This window comes from Mesorhizobium sp. M1338, from assembly GCF_040318045.1.
GTDB lineage: Bacteria > Pseudomonadota > Alphaproteobacteria > Rhizobiales > Rhizobiaceae > Mesorhizobium.
In genome coordinates, this window is sequence record NZ_JAMYLL010000050.1 from 1 (window position 1) to 15136 (window position 15136).

The 15136-nt window shown below is 63.7% G+C and carries 14 protein-coding genes and 1 pseudogene; 7 read left to right on the top strand and 8 right to left on the bottom strand.

Annotated features, from left to right (window positions below; all coding sequences use genetic code 11):
* Positions 1-140: 140 nt before the first annotated feature.
* From NKH19_RS33645 to NKH19_RS27915, 4 genes and pseudogenes are all read left to right on the top strand, one after another.
* Positions 141-360, top strand: a pseudogene (locus NKH19_RS33645) (transposase); the annotation flags it as partial.
* Positions 361-954: 594 nt separating this feature from the next.
* Complete coding sequence (locus NKH19_RS27905) at positions 955-1275, top strand: ArsR/SmtB family transcription factor (RefSeq protein WP_352870280.1); 321 nt, start codon at positions 955-957, stop codon at positions 1273-1275.
* Positions 1272-1760 (top strand): SRPBCC family protein, encoded by a 489-nt coding sequence (locus NKH19_RS27910; protein ID WP_352870281.1) that lies wholly within the window; start codon positions 1272-1274, stop codon positions 1758-1760. Before NKH19_RS27905 ends, NKH19_RS27910 begins: the two co-directional genes overlap by 4 nt.
* Positions 1757-2167: a GFA family protein gene (locus tag NKH19_RS27915; RefSeq protein WP_352870282.1), complete on the top strand. Its 411-nt coding sequence runs from the start codon at positions 1757-1759 to the stop codon at positions 2165-2167. The genes NKH19_RS27910 and NKH19_RS27915 overlap by 4 nt, the downstream gene beginning before the upstream one ends.
* 386 nt (positions 2168-2553) lie before the next feature.
* Here NKH19_RS27915 and NKH19_RS27920 read toward each other — a convergent pair whose 3' ends face one another.
* The 6 genes from NKH19_RS27920 to NKH19_RS27945 all read right to left on the bottom strand — a co-directional run bounded on the left by NKH19_RS27920 (position 2554) and on the right by NKH19_RS27945 (position 8597).
* Positions 2554-3627 (bottom strand): D-alanine--D-alanine ligase family protein, encoded by a 1074-nt coding sequence (locus tag NKH19_RS27920; protein ID WP_352870283.1) that lies wholly within the window; start codon positions 3625-3627, stop codon positions 2554-2556.
* Between the two features lie 114 nt (positions 3628-3741).
* Positions 3742-4623 carry an SMP-30/gluconolactonase/LRE family protein gene (locus NKH19_RS27925; RefSeq protein ID WP_352870284.1) on the bottom strand — a complete coding sequence of 294 codons (882 nt, stop codon included), beginning with the start codon at positions 4621-4623 and terminating at the stop codon, positions 3742-3744.
* Positions 4623-5264, bottom strand: coding sequence for a 2-dehydro-3-deoxy-6-phosphogalactonate aldolase (locus NKH19_RS27930; RefSeq protein WP_352870285.1), 642 nt, complete (start codon positions 5262-5264; stop codon positions 4623-4625). Before NKH19_RS27930 ends, NKH19_RS27925 begins: the two co-directional genes overlap by 1 nt.
* Positions 5261-6220, bottom strand: a complete 960-nt coding sequence (locus NKH19_RS27935) for a 2-dehydro-3-deoxygalactonokinase (protein WP_352870286.1) — start codon at positions 6218-6220, stop codon at positions 5261-5263. The genes NKH19_RS27930 and NKH19_RS27935 overlap by 4 nt, the downstream gene beginning before the upstream one ends.
* On the bottom strand, positions 6217-6984 hold the full coding sequence (locus NKH19_RS27940) for an SDR family NAD(P)-dependent oxidoreductase (RefSeq protein WP_352870287.1): 768 nt from the start codon (positions 6982-6984) through the stop codon (positions 6217-6219). The genes NKH19_RS27935 and NKH19_RS27940 overlap by 4 nt, the downstream gene beginning before the upstream one ends.
* A gap of 263 nt (positions 6985-7247) precedes the next feature.
* Positions 7248-8597, bottom strand: coding sequence for a putative bifunctional diguanylate cyclase/phosphodiesterase (locus tag NKH19_RS27945; RefSeq protein WP_352870288.1), 1350 nt, complete (start codon positions 8595-8597; stop codon positions 7248-7250).
* A gap of 335 nt (positions 8598-8932) precedes the next feature.
* Between NKH19_RS27945 and gshB the strand changes: the two genes are divergently transcribed.
* Positions 8933-9877 carry a glutathione synthase gene (gshB, locus tag NKH19_RS27950; RefSeq protein WP_352870289.1) on the top strand — a complete coding sequence of 315 codons (945 nt, stop codon included), beginning with the start codon at positions 8933-8935 and terminating at the stop codon, positions 9875-9877.
* A gap of 184 nt (positions 9878-10061) precedes the next feature.
* Positions 10062-11594, top strand: coding sequence for a YifB family Mg chelatase-like AAA ATPase (locus NKH19_RS27955; protein ID WP_352870290.1), 1533 nt, complete (start codon positions 10062-10064; stop codon positions 11592-11594).
* A 103-nt stretch (positions 11595-11697) separates the two neighbouring features.
* Here the strand turns inward: NKH19_RS27955 and NKH19_RS27960 are convergent, their stop codons facing one another.
* Positions 11698-11913, bottom strand: coding sequence for an exopolysaccharide production repressor protein (locus NKH19_RS27960; protein ID WP_352983265.1), 216 nt, complete (start codon positions 11911-11913; stop codon positions 11698-11700).
* 379 nt (positions 11914-12292) lie between these two features.
* On the opposite strand from NKH19_RS27960, the gene NKH19_RS27965 reads away from it, so the two are divergent.
* Entirely contained in the window at positions 12293-12832 is a 540-nt protein-coding gene (locus NKH19_RS27965; protein ID WP_352870292.1) for a DnaJ domain-containing protein, read from the top strand.
* A gap of 128 nt (positions 12833-12960) precedes the next feature.
* On the opposite strand, the gene NKH19_RS27970 is transcribed toward NKH19_RS27965, so the two are convergent.
* A complete protein-coding gene (locus NKH19_RS27970) occupies positions 12961-15129 on the bottom strand; it encodes a malate synthase G (protein WP_352870293.1) in 2169 nt (722 codons plus the stop codon).
* Positions 15130-15136 lie beyond the last annotated feature (7 nt).

Consider the following 15136-nt stretch of genomic DNA (forward strand, 5'->3'; position numbering starts at 1 on the left):
AGCTCAGTGAGGCCTTCGACGAGACCGTCATCACCGAGTTCGAAGAGCTGATCGCAACCTTCAACACGCGCATCAAGGCGCTCGAGAGCCGGATCACTGAGGCCATTGGTCAAGCCGAGGATATGGCCCGCGACAACGCGCTGATGGTCTCCGTGCCCGGTGTTTCCAAGGTCACGGCATTCTCCCTGCTGGCGCACCTGCCCGAGCTCGGCCTGCGTTCACCCAAGTCGATCGCGGCACTCGCCGGCCTTGCTCCTTTCGACAACAAGAGCGGCAAGCTCAATCGCAGGAGCCAGATCCAGGGCGGCCGAGCGCGCGTGCGCCGGGCCCTCTACATGGCAGCGCTCGGCGCCATCCGAGCCTGCGAGCGCTTCAGAGTTTTCTACAGCGCCACCGCAGCCCGCTCAGGATCCAAGAAGCTGGCTATCATCGCCGTCGCAAGGAAGCTTCTCGTCGTCCTAAACGCCATCATTCGGGACAAAAAAGCTTTCGCATGAACACAGTTGCCATGCCGCGACTTCAAAGCGTTGCAGCGGTGTAGAATTCTGCTCCGCTGCATTTTCGGCCAAGGTCGCGGCATGGATCCCAGGGTCTCCGCGACGGAGCTTGGCTCCTGCTTCGCCCTAGGATGACGAAGTTGGGAAGCTTCGGCCAATCTCGAATGCTTATGATGGTCCACCGACGAACGATGAAATCTCGGCGGTCGATAGGCATCCTGTCAAATCCCTGCTGCAGCGCTATTAGCAGGCCTTCAGACGAAATCCTGCAGGTTCACGTCCGTAGTTTGGTGCCGCTAAGCAGGGCTCCGACATCAGGTACATGGCCGGCGCGGCCCATCGCGCAATCAACGTCCGAGTCCGAATAGCCCGCATCCAATCTTGCGAGGCCGGATAATTGCCAGTTGACATGCAGGTATTTACCTGCATATTATAGGCTCACCACAGAGTGAGGCCGATGGACGCCGACAAAGTTTTCAAAGCGCTGGGCGACCCGACACGCAGAAGGCTGCTTGACCTTCTGTGTGAGCAGAACGGGCAGACGCTCGGTCAGCTTTGCGAACACCTGGACATGGCAAGACAATCCGCCACCCAGCACCTCGACCTGCTGGAGGCAGCCAATCTGGTGAGCACGGTCAAGCGTGGCCGCGAGAAGCTGCATTTCATCAACCCCATACCGCTGCACGAAGTCTACGAGCGCTGGGTGCGGAAATTCGAACGGCAGCGGCTCAGCCTGCTGCACGACCTGAAACAAGAACTCGAAGGAGACCATCAATGACCAGGGAAACGACCAGCTTTGTCTACGTGACTTATATCCGTTCGACACCGCAGAAGGTGTTCGAGGCCATAATCAAGCCCGAGATCGCAAGGCGCTACTGGGGACACGAGAATGTCTCCGATTGGAAGGCGGGTTCGAAATGGGAACATATCCGCGCCAATGACGAACGGACCGTCGAACTCGTCGGCAATGTCGTCGAGATTTCGCCGCCGACCCGTCTCGTCATCACCTGGGCGAACGCTTCGCAGGCCGACGATCCGTCGAAGTATAGCCGGGTGACGTTCGGCATCGAGGAATACGACACCATGGTGCGGCTGACCGTCACCCATGACGAACTCGAAGCCGGCAGCGGCATGGCGAAAGGCATCAGCCAGGGTTGGCCGGCGGTGCTGTCCAGCCTGAAATCCTTCCTCGAAACCGGCAGCGGCATCGACATTTTCGCCAAGCCGAAATCGGCCTGGTCGCAAGCGAGAGAATCACAATGACCAAGCGCTATACCGGCGGCTGTGCTTGCGGCGCGATCCGTTACGAAACCAGCGACGAGCCCATCTTCCAGAACCACTGCCAATGCAACGATTGCCAGAAGCGCAGCGGCACGGGCCACGGATCCTATCTGACCTTCGGCCAGCGAGCCGATATGGCAATCACCGGCGAGGTGAGTACCTGGCGCGTGGCGAGCGCCAGCGGCAATGAAAAGATCCACGCCTTCTGTCCAACCTGCGGAACGCCGGTCTTTCTGATATCCGTCGCCATGCCGGAGCTGATAGCGGTCCACGCGGCCAGCCTTGACGATCCTGGCCAGTTCGATCCGCAGGTGGTCACCTACACGGTCCACGGCCTCGCCTGGGACAAGATGGACCCGTCCTTGCAGGGGGTCGAGCGAATGCCCTAAGGGGTAAACTCGCTGGAAGTCCTGGACCTCCAGAGGTACGCTGTAGGCGCTTACAGGGACGCGATTATATGGTCGGAGATCGTCGGCAGTCACCAATCATCAAGGCCCTCTTGATCTCACAGGTGGCCGTTGGCGCCGCATTCGTTGGCTTTTGGTTGTGGGACGGAAAAGCCACCATCCCCAAACATGGCGGTGGCGTGCAAGTCCTTGACCGGGTCCAAGACCCGTACCTCTACTGGTTTCTACTGATCGCAATTTCGTGCGCTCTCGTCGCTCTCCCGCTTCGGTATCTCTATCAAGGTGCCCCAAAGCGCTAGGCGCTGCGGGAGAAGCGTCAAGGCACGCGCCTGCGCCTGCAACGCTGCCAGGCAAAGGCACGATGAGCGCTAGTTGCTGCGGCGCGGACCAGTCAGCCGGCTTGCCGCGGTTTCGGCCATGGCGTCGACAAGCTCGAGACCCCATTGCTGGCGGCAGTAGGCGCGGAAATCGAAGCAGGGCAGGCCAGGGCAGACCTCGAACTCGATGAGATGGACGGTGTCGTCGGCCTCGACCCTGAAATCGATGGAAAACACGTCGCGCAGGCCGAGCCCGTTCATCAGCCGCTCGGCGATCGCGCGAATGCTTGCGTCGGCGGCCGGCTGGCTGTCGGCAACCGCAACGAGTTCCGGTTCGGCATAGTGTCCCGCCGCCTTCGCTGCCTCGCCGGTGTCGCCGTAGAGCGCCAGGCTGTCCGCCATGGTCTGGAAATCCGCGCCTGAATCGACAAAGGCGACGCCAAGCGCTTCGACACCGGCGTCTGGCACCAAGCCGAGGAAGCTGGCGCGCACGTTGCGGCCGGCGACATAGGGCTGCACGACGACATCATCGCGATAGGCGGCGAACACACGCCGGCTGAGCTCCAGCGCGTGGCCGAGATCATTGCAGCGTGAATCCGGCCAGATGCCGATCTTGGCGCCAAGCCGGTTGGGCTTGACGAACCAACCGGCGGGCGCAGCCGGTGGCTCGACCAGCCATTTGCCGTCGCGCGCTAGCCCGGCTTGCGGCACCGGCAGGCCGAGCGCGCCAAGCACGGCACCGGAGCGGAACTTGTCCTGGCAGAGTGCAAACAGCGCATCGTCGGCGCCGATCGTCTTGAACCCGCCCAGTCTCGCCAGAGCGGGTGCCGCCCCGCCCCGGAAATAGGCGATGCCGTCGGTCAGCGTCCAGACCAGCGTCATGCCGGGGTCCTCGCCGGCGAGCACGCCCGACGCCTCGTCGAACGCCACCGGCGCGAAAGACAGGCCGCGTACCTTGCAGGCGCGGCCAAGCGCCTCGAATTCAGGAGCGAGATCGGTCGACTGCGCCAGATAGGACGCGATTTCGGTGGCACGCTCCGGTGCATGACCGTCGGCGACCAGACGGTCCAGGCAGGCCTTTTCCGGCTCATGGACGAGGATCAGTCTGGGCTTGCGGCTCGGCATGAGATCAAATTCCCGGCGATGCGATCGCCTACCATCGCACGGTGAAGGCTCTCGCGAAACCGACACGGCGCGGGCACCTGCGTGACAGCACATCGGCCGACCGCGGAATGCAGTTCAGGCGATCAGCACGCGCGGCTCGAAGCGGCCGTTGACCTTGGTGTCGAGCAGGAAGGTCATGCCCGCCTCCGGATCGAGCTGGCGCTGCTTCTCGTCCTTGCCCTTCCAGGCGGAAGTCACCGCCAGCCGGTCGGCGTTCTTGCCGACGAAGGCCGGACAGGATGGCTGCGTCACCGGCATCGGGATTTCGCGCAGCAGCGCGCCTTCAGGCGAATAGGCCTTGACCACCTTACCGCCCCAGACGGCGTTCCACAGCACGCCGTCACGGTCGACGACCGAGCCGTCGACATAACCCTTGGACGAGCGGTGATCGACGAAGATTTTCGGGTCGCCGATGGGCAGGCCGGTGGCCGGGTCGCAGGCAATCCGCATCAGCAACCCGGTCGAGGTGTCGGTGTAGTAGGCGAGCGCGCCATCTTCCGAAAAGCAGATCGAATTGGAGACGGTGATGTCGGAAAACAGCTTGCGCAGCTCACCCCTGGAGAACCAGTAGATCGAGCCCGCGCCCTTGGCCTCGTCCTTGGCCATCGTGCCGACCCAGAAGGCGCCGCAGGGATGGACGCGCGAATCGTTGGAGCGCGTCAGCGCATTGTCGGCCTCGATCGCCGTATGCAGCGTCAGCTTGCCGGTCGCCACGTCGCGGACTTGCAGGCCGGTTTCGGTGGCAATCAGCTGGCGCTTGTCGTCGATGATGGCGATCGCGCTCGCCATCTGGCCGAGCTCGTGGATCTTCAGCGCGCCGGAGGCGACGCCCTGCTCCAGCAAAAGGCCGTTGACGATGTCGAACCAGAACAGCGCATCGGTGGCGGGGTCGTAGCTCGGACCTTCGCCGAGCTGGCAGATATGATCGGAGAAAACCGACACGCTCGCTTCGCTCATCATGCGTCTCCGCCGAATGCTGCATCCCAGGCCGTCACCGCCGCCCGAGCCCGCGCGGCCACCTCGTCGACACTCATGCCCGGCTTGAACAGGCTGGAGCCAAGTCCAAAGGCCGTCACACCCGCGGCCTTGTAGCCGGCAAAGTCTTTTTCGGAGACGCCGCCGACGGCGCCGACCACCGTTTGCGCCGGCAACACCGCGCGCATCGCGGAAATACCGACGGCGCCGAGCACGCTCGCCGGGAAGAATTTCAGGGCCGAGGCGCCAAGCTTGATCGCCAAGAAAGCCTCGGTCGGCGTGAACACGCCGGGCATCGTCACCATGCCATAGTGCATCGCACGCGCCATCACCTCGGCATCGATGTTGGGGCTGACCAGCAGCCGCCCGCCAGCCATGTGCAAGCTATCGACATCAGCTGGCGTCAGCACCGTGCCAGCGCCGACCAGGGCCTTTTTCGGCAGGACTTCGACAATCCTGGCGATCGAAGAGAACGGCTCCGGTGAATTGAGCGGCACTTCGATCGCCTCGATGCCGGCGTCGAACAGTGCCTGGCCGATCGCGATCGCCTCGGTCGGTTTCAGCCCGCGCAGGATGGCGACCAAGCCGCGCTTGAGCTTGGGGAAAGGTGCGGTCTGGCTCATCGGGCTGCTCCAATTCTGTCGATCATGCCGTTTTCGCGCGCGGCTTCAATGAGCCCGGCACGCACCGCCTCGTCGGCATCGACAACCCGCACGCCGAGCCCCGCAAGGCCGAGCGCTTCACCGTAAAGCGTGGCGAGCGCACCGGAGGCGACCAGCACGACAGGTTCCGCGCCGGCGCCATGACGGCGGCTGGCCGAGGCGATCTCGCCACCGATCAGAAGGCCGGACAGGCAGGCCGCGGCATCGTCGGCTTCCAGATCCTGCAGCAGGCCGGCGGCGCGGATGGAAAACAGCCGCGAGGTGACATCGCCGCCTTCGCCCAATGCGGTTTCACACCAGCGGCGGAAGAACGGATTGCCTGATGTGACGGGCTTGGGATGTTCGCCGAGCGAATGGCGCAGGATCGAGTGCGCGGCAAGCACGGAAAACAGCTCGCCGGTCGGCCAGGTGCCGAAACCGGCGACGGCGCCGTCCTCGACCAGCACCCATTTCGAATGGGTGCCGGGCATGCAGACCAGCTGGCGTCCCTTGGCCGGCAGGCCGGTGCCGGCGAGCTGCGTTTCCTCGCCCCGCATGACGTCGGGCGCGTCGGCCAGCCGCTGGGCGAGGCCAGGAACGATGCGGATGTCGCGGCTCTGGCCGGGCACCTTGGCAGCGCCGCCGAGAATGGCACTGAGCGGCGCCGGCACGGTGACGTAGGGCGCCTCAAGCCAGCCCTGGCGAGACCCGGCCATGCCGCAGATGATGACGGGCAGCGCTCCCGGTGCTCCCATCGCCGCGAGATGCCCTTCGAGAATAGTCGAAAAGCCCTTTTGCTGGGCAGTGATCAGGCCATCGTCGCCACGGCGTTCGGCTAGCACCTTGCCTTGCCCGTCGATCAGCCAGACCCTCATGCGGGTCGTGCCCCAGTCGACGGCCGCTACCGCCGGCGCGTTGCTGGCAAACCCAGGGCTCACAGGAAACCTCCATCGACGATCAGCATCTGCGCGGTCAGCATGCGCGAGGCGTCCGAGGCGAGGAACAGCACGGTGCCGACGATGTCGTCCGGCTGCATGACCTGCTTGATGCACTGCTTGGCGACATGGGCGGCAAGCGCCTGTTCGGTCACCCAGAGTTCTTTCTGCCGCTCGGTGATCACCCAGCCCGGCGCAATGGCGTTGACGCGGATGCCGTCGACGCCGAGCTTGCCGGCCAGCCCCTTGGTGAGGCCGAGGATGCCGGCCTTGGCGGCCGTGTAGGACGGCATGTCGGGGTGGTTGATGAGATAGGATGTCGAGGTGAAGTTGATGATCGAGCCGCCGCCGGCCCGCTTCATGCCGGGCGCCACCACTTGCGCGGTGAAGAAATGCGGCCGCAGATTGATTGCCTGGTTGTTGTCCCAGAACTCGACCGTCACGTCCTCGACGGCGTGGCGTTCGTCCCATGCGGCATTGTTGACCAGCACGGTGACATCGCCATGCGCCTCGGCCGCCCTGAGAGCCGACGCCCGCAAGGCCTCGACGTCGCGCAGATCGGTCTTGAGATAGAGTGGCCGTTTGCCGAACTCTTTCTCGATGCGGTCGACAAGTATCGTGCTTGGCCCGTCGGCGATGTCGATGAAGGCGACATTGGCGCCCTGGCGCACAAAACCCTCGGTCAGTGCCGCGCCAATTCCGGAGCCGCCGCCGGTGATCAGCACCGAGGCGCCTTCGAGGTCGGCAAAATGCGCCGATGGCATCATCTCTCTCGTCTCCCAGCCTGACCCCGAAATCGGACCGATTTTCGGAAAGGGATCATGCGCGAATATAAAGTGCTACAGCGTCCTTGCACGTCCTGAAGGACGCGCGGCGCTGTAGTCAGACCGGCGCGCATCCTAGCCACGCAAGCAGCGTGGGCAAGGGCGAACGGTCGGATTTTGGGCATATGTCAGACAAAACGACAATGCGCCGCACTGGATTGCGGACAGCGGCATCGTCGGGATTGGCGGCGGTTCGAGATCGCCGGTCAGATCGCGTTGGCGCGCAGGGCGCCGCGGAAAGAATCGCGGAGATAGCCTAGCGTGGCGTCGGCATCGACCGGCTTGCCGAACAGATAGCCTTGCCCGCCGGCGCAGCCGAACTGGACCAGACGGTCGGCCTGTGCTTCCTGCTCGATGCCTTCGGCGACGACGTCCATGCCGAGCCCCTCGCACATGGCGAGAATGGCGCGGATGATGTGTTCCGACGGACGGTCGTTGAGAATGGAGGAGACGAAGGCGCGATCGATCTTGAGCTTATCGAAATGGAATTCGCGCAAGCGGCCGAGCGAGGACTGGCCGGTGCCGAAATCGTCGAGCGAGACACGGATGCCGACGCGACGCAGGTCTTCGACGATCTGCGCCGCCGAGGCAGGATCGTTCATCAGGCCGGTCTCGGTGATCTCGATCTCCAGCCGGCGCGGATCGAAGCCGGTTCGCTCGAGGATCGCCAGTATATGCAGGCCGGTATTCTGGTCGACGAGCTGCGAGGGCGACAGGTTGAACGACAGGAACAGGTCCTTCGGCCAGCTCCGGGCCGCCTCGGTCGCCTTGCGCAGCACCAGCTGCGACAGCGGGCCGATGATGCCGCGCTCCTCGGCGATGGGGATGAAGACGGTGGGCGGCACGGAGCCCAGGTCGCGATCGGTCCAACGCGCCAGCGTCTCGAAGCCGATGGTGCGGCGCGTGTTGAGGTCGACGATCGGCTGGAAATGCGGCTCCACCTCGCCGGCCGAGACGGCGCGGCGCAGCGCCTGTTCGATGCGGGTGACGCGCTTGGCCGCCTCTTCCATCTCGCGGGTGTAGACGACGACGCGGCCACGCCCGGAGCGCTTGGCGTGATAGAGCGCCGTTTCCGCCTTGTTGATGAGAATCTCGGTGGTCTCGTCACCCGAATAGAACAGCGAGCAGCCTACCGAAGCCGTGAGCCTGGCGGTGCGTTCGCCGACATCATAGGGCGCCGACAGTATCTCGATCAGCATGCGGGATTTTTCAGCCGCCGCCTCCTCGCTGAACACCATCGGATACAGAAAAGCGTATTCGTCGGCGCCGATGCGGCAGACCGTGGAATAGTCGTCCATCGAGGCGCGCAGCCGCATCGCTACCTGGATCAGGATGTCGTCACCGGCCTTGTGTCCGAACAGGTCGTTGATCGGCTTGAAGCCGTCCAGGTCGAGGATGCCGACGGTGAAGGGCGCGGGGTCGTCGGCACGGTCGCTGATCAGGCGATCGACCTTGTCGAAGAAGCGGCGATGGTTGCCAAGCCCGGTCAACGGATCTGTGAATGCCAGATCCGTGCTCTCCCTGTTTGCCTGACCGGTGCCAAACGAAGTTTGCATCGGTGTCCCTGTTTTGTGACGTCGGAATTTATTTCGAGACTGGCAGCAAACCCTTTAGGAAACGTATCGCGAAATAGATTTTTCACGGGTAAAGCGCATGACCTTCGGGAAGGTCGAGACGGGGTGCGTCAAACCTTTGTTTTCACGCACGTCTTCAGTCGTTTCCCGCCGCTGGATGACGCGGCGCCTCGCCTTGTCTCCATGTGGCCGGCAAGATCGGGGCCGGCCTGGCTTTGCGCCTTGCATATGCCAATCCTGGAAATGTCGCGATTGGCAGACGCACGGTGAGCCTGTACAGGCAAGACAGTCGCATCCGAGTCCGCCGGAGACCCGCCATGAAGTTGAAAATCGCCGTCCAGATGGACCACATCTCCACCGTGTCGATCACCGGCGACACCTCGTTCGCGCTGTCGCTGGAAGCGCAGCGGCGCGGCCACCAACTGTTCCACTACACGCCCGAGCGGCTGTCGCTGCGCGACGGCAAGGTGTTTGCCCGCATCGAGGAAATGCAGGTGCGCGACGAGAAGGGCAGCCACTATTCGCTGGGCGAGAAGGTGCGCACCGATCTGTCGGAGATGGACGTCATCCTGCTCAGGCAGGATCCGCCCTTCGACATGAACTACATCACCACCACGCATATCCTCGAACGCATCCATCCCAAGACGATGGTCGTCAACGATCCGGCCTGGGTGCGCAACAGCCCGGAAAAGATCTTCGTCACCGAATTTGCCGACCTGATGCCGGACACGCTGATCACCAAGGATCCGCTTGAGGTCGCCGCCTTCCGCAAGGAGTTCGGCGACATCATCATCAAGCCGCTCTACGGCAATGGCGGCGCCGGCATCTTCCATCTGCACGAGGCCGACCGCAACCTTGCCTCGCTGCTCGAAATGTTCGGCCAGATGTTCCGCGAGCCCTATATCGTGCAGCGCTATCTGAAGGACGTTCGCAAGGGCGACAAGCGCATCATCCTGATCGACGGCGAACCGGTCGGTGCCATCAACCGGGTGCCGGCCGAACACGATTCCCGCTCCAACATGCATGTCGGCGGCCGCGCCGAAAAGACCGAGCTGACGGAACGCGAGCGCGAGATTTGCGCCCGCATCGGGCCGGCGCTGAAAGAGCGCGGCTTCATCCTCGTCGGAATCGATGTCATCGGCGACTACATGACCGAGATCAACGTGACCTCGCCGACCGGCGTGCGCGAAGTGCAGCGCTTCGGCGGCGCCGACATCGCCAGCCTGTTCTGGGACGCGGTCGAGGACAAGCGACGGAAGTAACCGTCTTCATTTGGTCTTAATCATGTTCCGCTTTTTGCAACCGAGCTCTATTCGGTTGCAACCTGCGCGCTAACGTGTTCCTGTAATGTTCTTGATTTGGCCGGGGAATTGTGATTGTCTCGCCAAAGGGGCTCTAACGCCCTAACAGCGCGGGCTCGGGCAAGCCCACATTCGGGGTGGGAAAATGGTGGCGCGGGTTCGCACGGTCGCTTTCCAGGGCATCGAGGCCGTGCCGGTCGACGTGCAGGTGATGATCGCGCCCGGCAAGGTCAACATGCATATAGTCGGCCTTGGCGACAAGGCGGTGGCGGAAAGCCGCGAGCGGGTGCAGGCGGCGCTGCATGCATCGGGCCTGTCGATGCCGTCGAAGAAGGTCACGGTCAATCTGGCGCCCGCCGACCTGCCGAAGGAGGGCAGCCATTACGACCTGCCAATCGCGCTCGGCCTGATGGCGGCCCTTGGCGCGATTCCCGGCGACATGCTGGCCGGCTATGTCGTGCTCGGCGAATTGTCGCTCGACGGCACGATTGCCGCGGTCGCCGGCGCCTTGCCTGCGGCGATCGCCGCCAATGCAGAGGGCAAGGGCCTGATCTGCCCATTTGCCTGCGGGCCGGAAGCGGCCTGGGCAGGCAAGGAAATCGACATTCTGGCGCCGCGCAGCCTGATCGCTATCGCCAATCATTTTCGCGGCACGCAGGTGCTGTCGCGGCCGGAAGCCGGCATCCACGCCGCGGCGCGCGACCTGCCCGACCTTGCCGACATCAAGGGCCAGGAGACCGCCAAGCGGGCGCTGGAAGTGGCTGCGGCCGGGGGGCATAACCTTCTGATGATCGGGCCGCCCGGCTCGGGCAAATCGATGCTGGCGCAGCGGCTGCCGTCGATCCTGCCGCCGCTGGCGCCGAAGGAATTGCTTGAGGTCTCGATGATCGCCTCGGTGGCGGGAGAACTCGGCGAAGGCAAGTTGACCGACCGGCGGCCGTTCCGCGCGCCGCACCATTCGGCCTCGATGGCGGCGATGGTCGGCGGTGGCATCCGCGCACGGCCGGGCGAAGTGTCGCTCGCCCATCATGGAGTGCTGTTTCTCGACGAGTTTCCCGAATTCACGCCGCAGACGCTCGATGCGCTGCGCCAGCCGCTCGAGACCGGCGACTGCATGATCGCGCGCGCCAATCATCGCGTCACCTATCCGGCGCGCATTCAACTGGTCGCGGCGATGAACCCGTGCCGCTGCGGCATGGCTGGCGAGCCGGGCTATCGCTGCCTGCGCGGCGAGCGCTGCCGCACCGACTACCAGGCGCGCATCTCGGGCCCGCTGCTCGACCGCATCGATCTCCGGATCGAGGTGCCGGCGGTCTCGGCCAGCGATCTGATCCGGCCCGACCGGGCGGAGAAAAGCGCCGATGTGGCGCTGCGCGTGGCGCGCGCCCGCACCATCCAGCGCGAGCGCTTCGAACGGCTCGGCGCCACCCGCGCCACCACCAACGCGCATTGCTCGCCCTCTGTCATCGAGGAGATCGCCATGCCCGACGCCGCCGGCCTCTCGCTGCTCAAGGACGCCAGCGAAAAGCTCGCCTTTTCGGCACGGGCTTACCACCGGGTGCTGAAGGTGGCGCGCACGCTGGCCGATCTCGACACCAGCGAAACCGTCGGCCGCATCCACCTGGCAGAGGCAATTTCCTACCGCATGAGTTCGGAGCGCATGGCGCAGGCCGCGTAGGCTGCTGACTGCCGATCACTATGCTTGCGGTTGTGATCTTGGTCCCTGCCGTCGAAAATCCGGCAGCATGTAATGGGTCAAGCCGACCCTGCCGGACGACCATTCACCAGGGCCACAACATCAACGGTGACGTTGGGTCTGCCGGCGTCGCACGGGCGTCGGACACTTCCGGTGCTCGCCTGAATATCAAGTGAACCACGAGGCCGAAATATCCCACCTGAAGCACGACCATTGCAAGAATGGCCCATCCGAACGCCACCCAGACCGATCCGGCTTCAATGTAGGCCCAGATCGCCACGATGATTGTGGTGGCGGACATGCCCACCAGGAACCGCGGAAAATACATCGTTTTGCCACCCGCTTGACCACCCGTTAGTTAAGTTTTCACTAATTTAGCAAATTTGCAAGCTTACGGGATCAAGATGCGCGCCTCGTCGCGTTGGCAACGCCACGTTGCCTTCCGCGATCACGCCATAACCATTCCCTTACGAATCGACCATCTCTGCGGTGCGGCGGACCTGATTGTCCGCTTGGCCGGCGTCCTCACCACCCAACGGCCCCCACCGAACGGGCGCCGGCCCTTTTTTCCTCGTCCAGAAGCGTGGCCGTCGTCGATGCCGGACTAAAGCCTTGGCTGCTGCATTGGACATTCCTTATTCAGACAATACGAATATGGTGGCAGCAGAGGGTGTACCGCTATGTTCATAGACTATTACGAAGTTTTGGAAGTCAGCCCGAACGCCAACTCGGAGACGCTGGAGCGCATATTCCGCTATTTTGCGATGCGCTATCATCCAGACAATCAGCAGACTGGCGATGAAGCGCGCTTCAGCGAAATCGTGGAAGCCCACAATACGCTCAAGGATCCGGTCAAGCGCGCTCAATATGACATCGCGTATAAAGACCACGCCGGCCTTCGCCGCGAGTTGACCGAGGAAGCCAGCAACACCAAAGGCATCGAGCGGGATGTCGTGATCCAGGCCAAACTGCTCTCGCTGCTTTACGCGAAGCGCCGTCACGACGTCACCAACCCTGGGATCGGAGATGTAGAACTCGAACGCTTGTCAGGCTGTCCGCGAGAACATCTCGAGTTTCATCTCTGGTATCTAAAAGCAAAAGGCTGGATAGCAAGAGTGGAAAACGGGACGATCGCGATTACGGTGGAAGGCGTCGATCGCGTCAACTCCGAATACCGCCGCGATCCCACCATTCGGCTCCTGGACCACACAGCTTCCTAAGGCCTTCTCTCTGGCCGGCAGCAGGGTCGAAGACCTGCCGCCCATTGACGGCAGCAGCCGCTGGTCGAGAAGAAAAACCCCAGCCGATCAAGACCGTCGACGACAATTTCGCCGCCGCTTGTGCCTGTTCAGCCCTGCTTCGCCTTCAATTCCAGCCGTCGCGCGTGCAGCACCGGCTCGGTGTAGCCGTTGGGCTGATTGCTGCCCTTGAACACGAGGTCGCAGGCCGCCTGGAAGGCGATCGAGTTGTCGAAGTCGGGCGCCATCGGGCGGTAGAGCGGATCGCCGACATTCTGCCGGTCGACGATGGTCGCCATGCGCTGCAAGGCATCCATCACCTGGATGCGCGAGCAGACATGGTGGCGCAGCCAGTTGGCGATGTGCTGCGAGGAGATGCGCAGCGTGGCACGGTCTTCCATCAGCCCGACATCGTTGATGTCTGGCACTTTCGAACAGCCGACGCCCTGGTCGATCCAGCGCACGACGTAGCCGAGAATGCCTTGCGCGTTGTTGTCGAGTTCGCGCTGGATCTCGTCCGGCGTCCAGTTCGGCCGAACCGCCACCGGCACCGACAGGATGTCATCGAGCTTCGCCTTGGGCCGGCTCTTCAGCGCCGCCTGCACGGCATGCACATCGACCTTGTGGTAGTGGGTGGCGTGCAGCGTCGCCGCCGTCGGCGACGGCACCCAGGCGGTGTTGGCGCCGGCCTTGGGGTGGGCGATCTTCTCGACCAGCATCGCCGCCATCAGATCCGGCATCGCCCACATGCCCTTGCCGATCTGGGCACGGCCGGCCAGGCCGCATTCGAGCCCGGTGTCGACATTCCAGGCCTCGTAGGCGGAAATCCAGGCGGCCTGCTTCATGTCGCCCTTGCGGATCATCGGGCCGGCTTCCATCGAGGTGTGTATCTCGTCGCCGGTGCGGTCGAGGAAGCCGGTGTTGATGAACACCACGCGCTCTTTCGCGGCGCGGATGGCCTCCTTGAGGTTGACGGTGGTGCGCCGTTCCTCGTCCATGATGCCCATCTTGATGGTGTTCCTGGCCATGCCGAGCAGGGCCTCGACACGGTCGAATATCTCGACGGCGAAGGCGACTTCCTCCGGCCCGTGCATCTTGGGTTTCACGACATACATCGAGCCCGCGCGAGAGTTCATCCGCCGCCCCTCAGGCCCGACATCGTGCAGCGCGATCAGCGCCGTCATCGCCGCATCCATGATGCCTTCCGGCACCTCCTTGCCGTCGCGGTCAAGGATTGCCGGGCTGGTCATGAGGTGACCGACATTCCTGACCAGCATCAGCGAGCGGCCAGGCACGGTCAGCGTGCCGCCGTCAGGGGCGGCGTAGGAGCGGTCGGGGTTGAGCCTGCGGACAAAACTCTTGCCGCCCTTGGTGATCTCTTCCGCCAGGTCGCCCTTCATCAGGCCGAGCCAGTTGCGGTAGACGACGACCTTGTCCTGCGCATCCACCGCCGCGACCGAATCCTCGCAATCCTGGATGGTGGTCAACGCCGATTCCAGAATGACATCGGCGACGCCTGCCGGATCGGTGCGGCCGATCTGGTTGTTGCGGTCGATCACGATCTCGATGTGCAGGCCGTTCCTGACCAGCAGCACGGCACCCGGATTGGCGGCGTCGCCGCGATGGCCGACGAATTGTTTCGGGTTGGCCAGCGTGGTCGAGCCGGCGCCGGCGCCGAGCTTCAGCGCGCCATTGGCCACCGACAGGCCGTTCACGCCTGCCCACTTGCCCGAGGTGAGCGGGGCAGCCTCGTCGAGAAAGCCCTTTGTCCAGGCGACGACCTTGGCCCCGCGCGCCGGGTTGAATTTCCCGCCCTTCTCGGCGCCGTCCGTCTCTGGGATCGCGTCGGTGCCGTAGAGCGCGTCGTAGAGCGAGCCCCAGCGCGCATTGGCGGCGTTCAGCGCATAACGCGCATTCATCACCGGCACCACCAGCTGCGGGCCGGCAACGACTGCGATTTCCGGGTCGACATTGTCGGTCGACACGCTGAAAGCCGGACCTTCGGGGAGGAGATAGCCGATCTCCCTGAGGAAGCCCTTGTAGGCCTCCATGTCGACGGGCGCGCCATTCTCGCGATACCAGCCGTCGAGCTTTTCCTGCATGGCGCCGCGTTTTTCGAGCAGTACCCGGTTCTTCGGCGCCAGGTCATGGACGATGGCTGAAAACCCGTTCCAGAAGGCGTCCGCTTCGATGCCGGTGCCGGGCAGCGCTTCCTTGGCCACGAACTCATGCAGCTCGCGGGCGATCCGCAATCCGGCGATCTCGATGCGATCGGTCATCAGGCTA

Bases quoted from the DNA above. Each gene is read 5' to 3' on its own strand.
- NKH19_RS27905 (WP_352870280.1), top strand. From the start codon at position 955: ATGGACGCCGACAAAGTTTTCAAAGCGCTGGGCGACCCGACACGCAGA.
- NKH19_RS27910 (WP_352870281.1), top strand. From the start codon at position 1,272: ATGACCAGGGAAACGACCAGCTTTGTCTACGTGACTTATATCCGTTCG.
- NKH19_RS27915 (WP_352870282.1), top strand. From the start codon at position 1,757: ATGACCAAGCGCTATACCGGCGGCTGTGCTTGCGGCGCGATCCGTTAC.
- NKH19_RS27920 (WP_352870283.1), bottom strand. From the start codon at position 3,627: ATGCCGAGCCGCAAGCCCAGACTGATCCTCGTCCATGAGCCGGAAAAG.
- NKH19_RS27925 (WP_352870284.1), bottom strand. From the start codon at position 4,623: ATGAGCGAAGCGAGCGTGTCGGTTTTCTCCGATCATATCTGCCAGCTC.
- NKH19_RS27930 (WP_352870285.1), bottom strand. From the start codon at position 5,264: ATGAGCCAGACCGCACCTTTCCCCAAGCTCAAGCGCGGCTTGGTCGCC.
- NKH19_RS27940 (WP_352870287.1), bottom strand. From the start codon at position 6,984: ATGATGCCATCGGCGCATTTTGCCGACCTCGAAGGCGCCTCGGTGCTG.
- NKH19_RS27945 (WP_352870288.1), bottom strand. From the start codon at position 8,597: ATGCAAACTTCGTTTGGCACCGGTCAGGCAAACAGGGAGAGCACGGAT.
- gshB (WP_352870289.1), top strand. From the start codon at position 8,933: ATGAAGTTGAAAATCGCCGTCCAGATGGACCACATCTCCACCGTGTCG.
- NKH19_RS27955 (WP_352870290.1), top strand. From the start codon at position 10,062: ATGGTGGCGCGGGTTCGCACGGTCGCTTTCCAGGGCATCGAGGCCGTG.
- NKH19_RS27960 (WP_352983265.1), bottom strand. From the start codon at position 11,913: ATGTCCGCCACCACAATCATCGTGGCGATCTGGGCCTACATTGAAGCC.
- NKH19_RS27965 (WP_352870292.1), top strand. From the start codon at position 12,293: ATGTTCATAGACTATTACGAAGTTTTGGAAGTCAGCCCGAACGCCAAC.
- NKH19_RS27970 (WP_352870293.1), bottom strand. From the start codon at position 15,129: ATGACCGATCGCATCGAGATCGCCGGATTGCGGATCGCCCGCGAGCTG.